A 5,240-nucleotide genomic window follows, 5' to 3' on the forward strand; every position below is an offset into this window, starting at 1 on the left:
CCGCGTCCTCCGCAGCCCGGAATGGGTTGCGGAGCGGGCGGAAACTGGACATTCGCAACAGCGAAGTCAAGTCGGCCGATGGCGCCGGGTCGCTTGCGTCAGAATTTCAGCGCCTTGACCCGTTTCACCCCGGGCAGGGCGCGGGTCTGCGCGAAAACCGGCGCAGGAACCCCGCCGTCGATCCCGACCAAAGCGATGGCCGAGCCGCCTTCGGCGTCGCGGCCGAGCGCGAAGGTCGCGATATTCACGCCCGCCTCGCCGAGCAGCGTGGCGAAGCGGCCGATGAAGCCGGGCTTGTCCTCATTGGAGACATAGATCATCGCCGGCGCGAATTCGGTCTCCGCCCGAATCCCGGCGATTTCGACGATGCGCGGCTTGCCGTCGTTGAAGACGGCGCCCGACAGCCCGAAAGAATCGCCTTCCGTCTCCACCGCGAGGGTGATCAGCGAGTCATAATCGCCCTCCGCCGCGCGCAAAACCTCGTCGATGACAATGCCGCGCTCCTTGGCCACCACGGGCGCGGAGACGACATTCACATCCGCCAGCATCGGGCGCAGGAAACCGGCCAGCGCCGCCGCTGTCAGCGCCTTGGTCTTGAGCTCGCCGACATGGCCCTCATAGGTGATGACGAGCTTTTTCACCCCGGCCTCGGTCAATTGCCCGGCGAAGGAGCCGAGCTTTTCCGCAAGGGCGATGAAAGGCTTGAGGCGCGGGGCCTCTTCGGCGGTGATCGAGGGGAAGTTCACGGCGTTGGAAATGGCGCCGCGCGTCAGATAGTCGGACATTTGCTCGGCGACCTGCAAAGCGACATTCTCCTGCGCCTCGCTGGTCGCGGCGCCGAGATGCGGCGTGCAGACGACATTGGGATGGCCGAACAAGGGATTGGCCACCGCCGGCTCTTCCACGAAAACGTCGAAGGCGGCGCCGGCGACATGGCCGGACTCGAGCGCGGCGCGCAAGGCGGCCTCATCCGCTAGCCCGCCGCGCGCGCAATTGATGACCCGCACGCCCTTCTTGGCCTTGGCGAGATTTTCTGCGGAGAGGATGTTCTTGGTCTGCGCCGTCATCGGCGTGTGCAGGGTGATGAAATCGGCGCGGGCGAGCAATTCGGGAAGCTCGACCTTTTCCACGCCGAGATGTTCCGCGCGCTCCGGCGACAGGAAAGGATCGAAGGCGATCACCCGCATCTTCAGGCCGATGGCGCGGTCGGCGACGATCGCGCCAATATTGCCGCAGCCGATGATCCCCAGCGTCTTGCCGGTGATCTCGACGCCCATGAAGCGGTTCTTCTCCCATTTCCCGGCCTGGGTCGAGGCGTCCGCCGCCGGAATCTGCCGCGCCAAAGCGAACATCATGGCGATGGCGTGCTCCGCCGTGGTGATGGAATTGCCGAACGGCGTATTCATCACGATCACGCCGCGCGCCGTGGCGGCGGGAATATCGACATTGTCCACGCCGATGCCGGCGCGCCCGATCACGCGCAGCCGCGCGGCGTTTTCGAGAATTTTCGCGCTGACCTTGGTCGCCGAGCGGATGGCCAGGCCGTCATAATCGCCGATGATCGCGGCGAGCTTGTCCTTGTCCTTGCCGAGCGCCGGCTGAAAATCCACCTCGACGCCGCGCTCCTTGAAAATAGCCAGAGCAGCGGGCGACAAGGCGTCCGAAATGAGCACGCGAGGCGCCATTTTATTCCCTCCCAGGATGGGCGCGGGCTGTTTTGGCGCCCGTCGTCCCGAAAATTTTTGGAAATGTGACGCTCTGGCCGCCCGCCGCGATTTTGGCTGTTCGGGCGGCCCGGAGCTTTCTTTGGCAGGCTTTAGGCGGCGGCCAGTTCGGCCTTGGCTTCGGCGAAGGCCCAGTCGAGCCATTGCGTCAGCAGCGCGACATCGGAGGCTTCGACGGTCGCGCCGCACCAGATGCGCAAGCCGGGCGGGGCGTCGCGATAGGCGCCGAGGTCATAGCCGGCCTTTTCCTTCTCGACCAGCGAGGCGAGCTTTTTCGCGAAAGCGGCCTGCGCTTCGGCCGGCAGCGCCGTCACGGCCGGATCGACCACCTTCAGGCAGACCGAGGTGTTGGAGCGGATCGGCTCCGCCTTGGCGAGGAACCCGGCCCAGCCGCTTTTCGCGACCCAATCGGCCAGCACCTTGGCGTTGGCGTCGGCGCGGGCGATCAGCCCGTCGAGGCCGCCGACGCTTTTCCCCCAGAGCAAAGCGTCGATGTAATCCTCGACGCAGAGCATCGAGGGCGTGTTGATGGTGTCACCCTCGAAAATGCCTTCGATCAGCTTGCCGCCCTTGGTCATGCGGAAGATTTTCGGCAGCGGCCAGGCGGGGACATGGCTTTCCAGCCGCTCCACGGCGCGGGGCGAGAGGATCAGCATGCCATGGGCGCCTTCGCCGCCCAGCGCCTTCTGCCAGGAGAAGGTCACGACGTCGAGCTTGGGCCAATCGAGTTTTTGCGCGAAAGCGGCGGAAGTGGCGTCGGCGATGGTCAGGCCCTTGCGGTCGGGCGCGATCCAGTCGCCGTCCGGCACGCACACGCCGGAGGTGGTGCCGTTCCAGGTGAAGATCACGTCATGGTCGAAATCGACCGAGGACAGATCGACGATTTCGCCATAGCCCGCCTTGAGGATGCGCGCATCCTTCAATTTCAACTGCTTGACGATATCGGTCACCCAGCCCTCGCCAAAACTTTCCCAGGCCAGGGCGTCGACCGGGCGCGGGCCGAGCAGCGACCACATCGCCATTTCGACGGCGCCGGTGTCGGAGGCCGGCACGATCCCAATCCGGTAATCGGCGGGAACCTGCAGCACGTCGCGGGTCAGTTCGATGGCCTGTTTCAGCTTGGCCTTGCCGATCTTGGCGCGATGCGAGCGGCCGAGCGGCGCGTCTTTCAGCGCATCGAGCGACCAACCAGGGCGCTTGGCGCAGGGGCCGGACGAGAAATTCGGGTTTTTCGGCAGTTCGGCGGGCTTTTGCGTCATTCCATCCTCCCAGATGGGCGTCTCGCATTGGGGCGAGATGTCCCGATCCGGCGATACGCCTGTGTCGGGGCAGGGTCAAGGGCGGCAAAAGGCCGCTGGCGGCGCCATCGAACGAGGCCGGGGATGGCCTCGCCGCCATTTCCGACTAAAGTCCAGCCAGAGGCGCCGACCCAAGGAATCGAGATGAGCGACCCCCGTCAACTTGAGATGACCGTCCTGATGACGCCTGACATGGCCAATTTTTCCGGCAAGGTGCATGGCGGCGCCTTGCTCAATCTGCTCGACCGGGTCGCCTTTTCCTGCGCGTCGCGCTTTTCCGGGCGCTATGCGGTGACGCTTTCGGTCGATCAGGTCACGTTCAAGGAGCCGATCCATGTCGGCGAGCTGGTGACGTTCCGCGCCAGCGTCAATCATGCCGGCCGCACCTCGATGGAGATCGGCATCCGTGTCGAGGCCGAGGATATCCGCAAGGGCACGCGACGGCACACCAATTCCTGCTATTTCACCATGGTCGCGGTGGACGATGACGCCCGCCCGGCGCGGGTCCCGGACCTGAAGGTCGAAACGCCCATCGAGGAAAGACGCAATCGCGCCGCCGAATTGCGACGGACGCTGCGCCGGCAGATCGCCGAGCAATTGGAAAAGACCACCGCGCCGACCGACCATTCCGCCTGAACAATCAGCGCGCGGCGAAAGCCGTGGCGGCCCGGCCCGCTGCGCGGCCAAGCGCGATACAGACGGTTAGCAGATAGCCGCCGGTCGGCGCCTCCCAGTCCAGCATTTCGCCGGCGAGGAACAGGCCGGGCCGCTCTTTCGCCATCAGGGTTTCGTCCACGGCGTCCCAGCGCACGCCGCCGGCGGTGGAGATGGCGCGCTCCAGCCCGGCGACGCCGGTCACGCGCAGCGGAACGGCTTTGATCCGCGCCGCACGGGTTTCGGGCGTTTCCGGCAGGGAGCCGCTCTCGCGCAGCAAGGCGATGGCGACGGGCGAAAGATGCGCCGCCTTGCGCAACATATTGGACAGGCTTTGCTTGCCGAAGGGCCGCGCGAGTCTTTTTGCGAGATCCGCCTCGGTTGCGTCGGGCCGCAGATCGAGCGCAATTTCGACACCATGTTCGCCCAGGCCCTCGCGAATCGCGCCCGAGAGGGCGTAGACCCCGCCGCCCTCAAGCCCGCGCCGGGTAACCATTGCTTCGCCGCGCGCGGTTCGGCCGTCAAAATGCAGCGCGATATTTTTCAGCGGCTGGCCTTCGAATTTTTCCCAGAAATGCGTGGACCAGTCGATCAACAGACCGCAATTGGCCGGCCGCAGCGGGCTGGAGGGCAATCCGGCCGCCGCCAGCGGCGCGACCCAGCCTCCGTCGGCGCCGAGGCGCGGCCAGGACGCGCCGCCCAGAGCCAGAACCGTCACATCGGTTTCGACGCGCAACGGGCCGTCGGGCGTGGCGAATAGAGCGGCGCGCCCGTCAAAGCCGCGAAATTCATGGCGCAAAGCGATGCGGACGCCAAGCGCGTCGAGCCGCCGCAGCCAGGCGCGCAGCAGCGGCGAGGCCTTGAACGCCTTGGGAAAGACCCGCCCGCTGGAGCCGACAAAAGTCTCCTGGCCAAGGCCGGCGCACCAGTCGCGCAAATCCTGCGGCCCGAAAGCGTCGAGAAAGGGCCTCAGACGTTCCGCCGCTGCGCCGTAACGGGTGAGGAAGCGGGAATAATCCTCGCTGTGGGTGAGGTTGAGCCCGCCGCGCCCGGCCATCAGCAATTTGCGCGCCGGGCTGGCCATGCGCTCGAACAGTGTCACGTTCAGTCCGGCTTCGGCCAGAATTTCGGCGGCGGCGAGGCCGGCAGGGCCCGCGCCGATGATTGCGGCTGTCTTCTTCATGCGCAGGCTTTACAAAAAATCCCCGAGCCGTGCTATTGCCGCGGTCATGACGACGAAAATTCAGATCGTGGTGGACGAGGATGGCGCGGGCGCGCGTCTCGACCATTATCTCGCCGCCCGCCCCGAGCTGGTCGAGGCCAGCCTTTCCCGCACGCGCGTCAAAGGGCTGATCGAGAGCGGGCTGATCTGGCTCGATGAAGCGCCCGCCTTGCAGGCCAAGACCAAATTGCGCGCCGGCCAGATCGTCGAGATCGACGTGCCCGAAGCCGCGCCGGCCGAGCCCAAGGGCGAGCGCATTCCGCTCGACATCGTGTTCGAGGACGATTTTCTGGTGGTGCTCGACAAGCCGGCGGGGCTGGTGGTCCATCCCGGCGCGGGCCA

General features: G+C 66.0%; 4 protein-coding genes and 1 pseudogene. 2 read left to right on the plus strand and 3 right to left on the minus strand.

Annotation, left to right across the window (positions count from 1 at the left end; all coding sequences use genetic code 11):
- Window positions 1–98: 98 nt before the first annotated feature.
- Window positions 99–1,685: a phosphoglycerate dehydrogenase gene (gene serA, locus ACE3S9_RS14340; protein WP_374547160.1), complete on the minus strand. Its 1,587-nt coding sequence runs from the start codon at window positions 1,683–1,685 to the stop codon at window positions 99–101.
- 131 nt (window positions 1,686–1,816) lie between these two features.
- Window positions 1,817–2,983: a phosphoserine transaminase gene (locus ACE3S9_RS14345; RefSeq protein WP_374547161.1), complete on the minus strand. Its 1,167-nt coding sequence runs from the start codon at window positions 2,981–2,983 to the stop codon at window positions 1,817–1,819.
- A gap of 183 nt (window positions 2,984–3,166) precedes the next feature.
- Here ACE3S9_RS14345 and ACE3S9_RS14350 point away from each other — a divergent pair, with 183 nt between their 5' ends.
- Entirely contained in the window at window positions 3,167–3,658 is a 492-nt protein-coding gene (locus ACE3S9_RS14350; protein WP_374547162.1) for an acyl-CoA thioesterase, read from the plus strand.
- A gap of 4 nt (window positions 3,659–3,662) precedes the next feature.
- On the opposite strand, the gene ACE3S9_RS14355 is transcribed toward ACE3S9_RS14350, so the two are convergent.
- Window positions 3,663–4,859, minus strand: coding sequence for a TIGR03862 family flavoprotein (locus ACE3S9_RS14355; protein ID WP_374547163.1), 1,197 nt, complete (start codon window positions 4,857–4,859; stop codon window positions 3,663–3,665).
- 46 nt (window positions 4,860–4,905) lie between these two features.
- Here ACE3S9_RS14355 and ACE3S9_RS14360 point away from each other — a divergent pair.
- A pseudogene (locus tag ACE3S9_RS14360) lies at window positions 4,906–5,240 on the plus strand (RNA pseudouridine synthase); the annotation flags it as partial.

The sequence above is a fragment of the Rhodoblastus sp. genome (genome assembly GCF_041915505.1).
Classification (GTDB): domain Bacteria; phylum Pseudomonadota; class Alphaproteobacteria; order Rhizobiales; family Beijerinckiaceae; genus Rhodoblastus.